Origin of the sequence: Streptomyces sp. OfavH-34-F (assembly GCF_022347745.1) — a bacterium.
Taxonomy (GTDB): Bacteria; Actinomycetota; Actinomycetes; order Streptomycetales; family Streptomycetaceae; genus Streptomyces.
On record NZ_JAKRGC010000543.1, the window covers coordinates 1 to 2,357 of the forward strand.

Here is a 2,357-nt window from a genome sequence, read left to right on the forward strand (position 1 = left end):
GGGGGCTGGTGGCGGACGACGGCACGGCGACGGAGGCCGGCCGGGCGCTGCGCGCCGAGGTGGAGCGGCGCACGGACGAGGCGGCGGCCGGTCCGTGGCGGGTGCTCACGGAGGCGGAGCGGGAACGGCTCGTGGGACTGCTCGGGCCGCTGTGGGTGGCGGCGATCGGGTCCGGACTGCTGCCGTCCGAGAACACGCTGGGCATCGGCAAGGTGTGACGGCCCGCCGGGTGGAGGCGGAGGCGATGGCGGGAGCGGGGAGCGGGGGCGGGGGCGCTGGCGGGGGCCCGCGCGGGGAGGGCCGGCGGCCATGAAATCCTCCCTGTGGGGAAGACATCAGAGGATTCCCAGGGTTGGTTCGGCTTTCTCCCCGTCAGGACGGCTACGAGTGATATCCCCCCGCGTGTGTCGAGTGATGGTGCCCGCCCTGGCCGCGTCGGCCGTGCTGGCCCTCGCCGGCTGCGACCCCGAGCAGGCCGCCTCCTCCGGCCCTTCCGCCGGCGCGGACGGCGGAGGCGCCCCGTCCGTCACCGGCTTCGGTGCCAGCCCGCTGGAGAACGCGGACGGCACGAAGCCCGGCCTCGCCCCGCTCACCTCGGACGCGGACAAGGCGGCGGCCCGCAAGGTCATCGAGAAGGTCGCGACCAAGGGCCGGGGCCCCAAGACCGGCTACGCGCGCGACAAGTTCGGGTACGCGTGGAAGGACTCGGTGGACGGCATACCGCTTGCCCGGAACGGCTGCGACACCCGCAACGACCTCCTCGCCCGCGACGGCAAGAACGTCGAACTCCGCTCCGGCTCGGACTGCGTGGTCGTCTCGATGACCCTCAAGGACCCGTACACCGGCAAGACCATCGAGTGGCGCAAGCAGCGGGCGACCGCGGTCCAGATCGACCACGTCATGCCGCTCTCGTACGACTGGCAGATGGGCGCCGCCCACTGGAACGAGGCCAAGCGGCAGCAGATCGCCAACGACCCCCTCAACCTGCTCCCGGTCGACGGTCCCGCCAACAACGCCAAGCGCGACGCGGGCCCCGCCACCTGGCTCCCGCCGTACAAGCCGGTCCGCTGCGCCTACGCCCTGCGCTTCGCCCAGGTCTCGCTGAAGTACGCGCTGCCGGTGACGGCCGCGGACAAGGACATGATGCTGGAGCAGTGCGGCGGCTGACGGCGTCCCGCCGGTCGCCGTCAGGACGGGGACGGTTCGCCCGCCGCGTGCACGGGGTCGGGCAGCAGCAGCGCCGGTGAGCCCGGCGTGGCCTGGAGCGCCACGGCCAGGTTCCGCACCCCGGACTGCTTGCGCGGGGCGTCCTCGTCGGTGGCGAGGTGTCTCGTGGGCAGCGCCGACAGGAGCATCCAGCCGAGCTGCCCCTCGGCGGCGCGGATGTGGCTGCGTACGGTCGCCGGGTACAGGCCGGTCTCCCGCGCGGCGGCGTCGACCCGGAAATCGAGGGCGGCCCACACGCGCAGGGTCCGCAGCAGGGTTTCGCCGTCGGTGGTCCGCCGGTCCGTGGTGGCCTGCCGCAGCGGGGCGAGGGCGGCGGCGGCCCAGGCGGTCACCCGCTCCCCGGCGAACAGGCCGGCGAGCCGGGGAACCGCGCCGGCGATGGGCGCCGGGCCGTGCAGGGCGTGGATCTGCAGGGCGAGGGAGAGGGTGACGCGGTCCAGGGCGCGGTCGGGGTCGAGGCCGGTGGCCCGCAGCATGCCGCGCACCCTGCGCGAGAGCGTGTTGCGGTGGATGCCCAGGATGCGGCCGGCCGCCGACACCTCGAATTCCAGGCCGAGCCCCACCGTCGACAGCTGCTGGTCGTGGCCGCGCCGGCCGAGGACCGGGGCCAGCAGGGCGGTGGCCCACCGCCCCGCCGCGACCGGGTCGAGCGCCTCCAGGAGACCGGGCGTCCCTGCGGCCGTGGCGGCCCGCGCGGGACTGATGCGGGCGGTGGCGAGGGCGTCGTACGCCATGCTGTAGCCGCTGCCGATGTCCTCCACCGGCAGGACCGGGCTGATGCCCAGGCTGAGCAGCCCGTTGCCGGCGACGAGCGACCGCAGCCGGCCGAGGGCGGGCGCCTCCCGCGCCCCGGGGTCCGGGCGGGGCGCGACGACGATGATGTGGCTCTCGAACGCCGGACAGCGCACCGCCAGGCCGTTGCCGTCCGCGTCCAGCCGCGCCTCGACCAGGGCGAAGACCTCGTCCCGGGGCCCGGCGGCGCAGTCCACGACGGCGATCTGTGCCTCGTCGGTGTCCAGCAGCCCGGGCGACAGCGGGCCCAGGATGCGCTGTGCCGACTCGATGTGACCGGTCATCAGGGCCTGGAACGCGGCCAGCCGGGCCGCCCGCAGGCTCGCCGCGAGCCGGGC

The 2,357-nt window shown here is 75.4% G+C and carries 2 protein-coding genes and 1 pseudogene; 2 read left to right on the plus strand and 1 reads right to left on the minus strand.

Annotated features, from left to right (window positions below):
* Together MHW47_RS34620 and MHW47_RS34625 are read left to right on the plus strand one after the other, a co-directional pair.
* Positions 1–218: pseudogene (locus MHW47_RS34620) on the plus strand (hypothetical protein); the annotation flags it as partial.
* Positions 219–414: 196 nt separating this feature from the next.
* On the plus strand, positions 415–1,167 hold the full coding sequence (locus MHW47_RS34625) for an HNH endonuclease family protein (RefSeq protein ID WP_239227796.1): 753 nt from the start codon (positions 415–417) through the stop codon (positions 1,165–1,167).
* A gap of 20 nt (positions 1,168–1,187) precedes the next feature.
* Here the strand turns inward: MHW47_RS34625 and MHW47_RS34630 are convergent.
* The coding region (locus MHW47_RS34630; RefSeq protein WP_239227795.1) for a helix-turn-helix domain-containing protein at positions 1,188–2,357 on the minus strand (1,170 nt) is incomplete at its 5' end.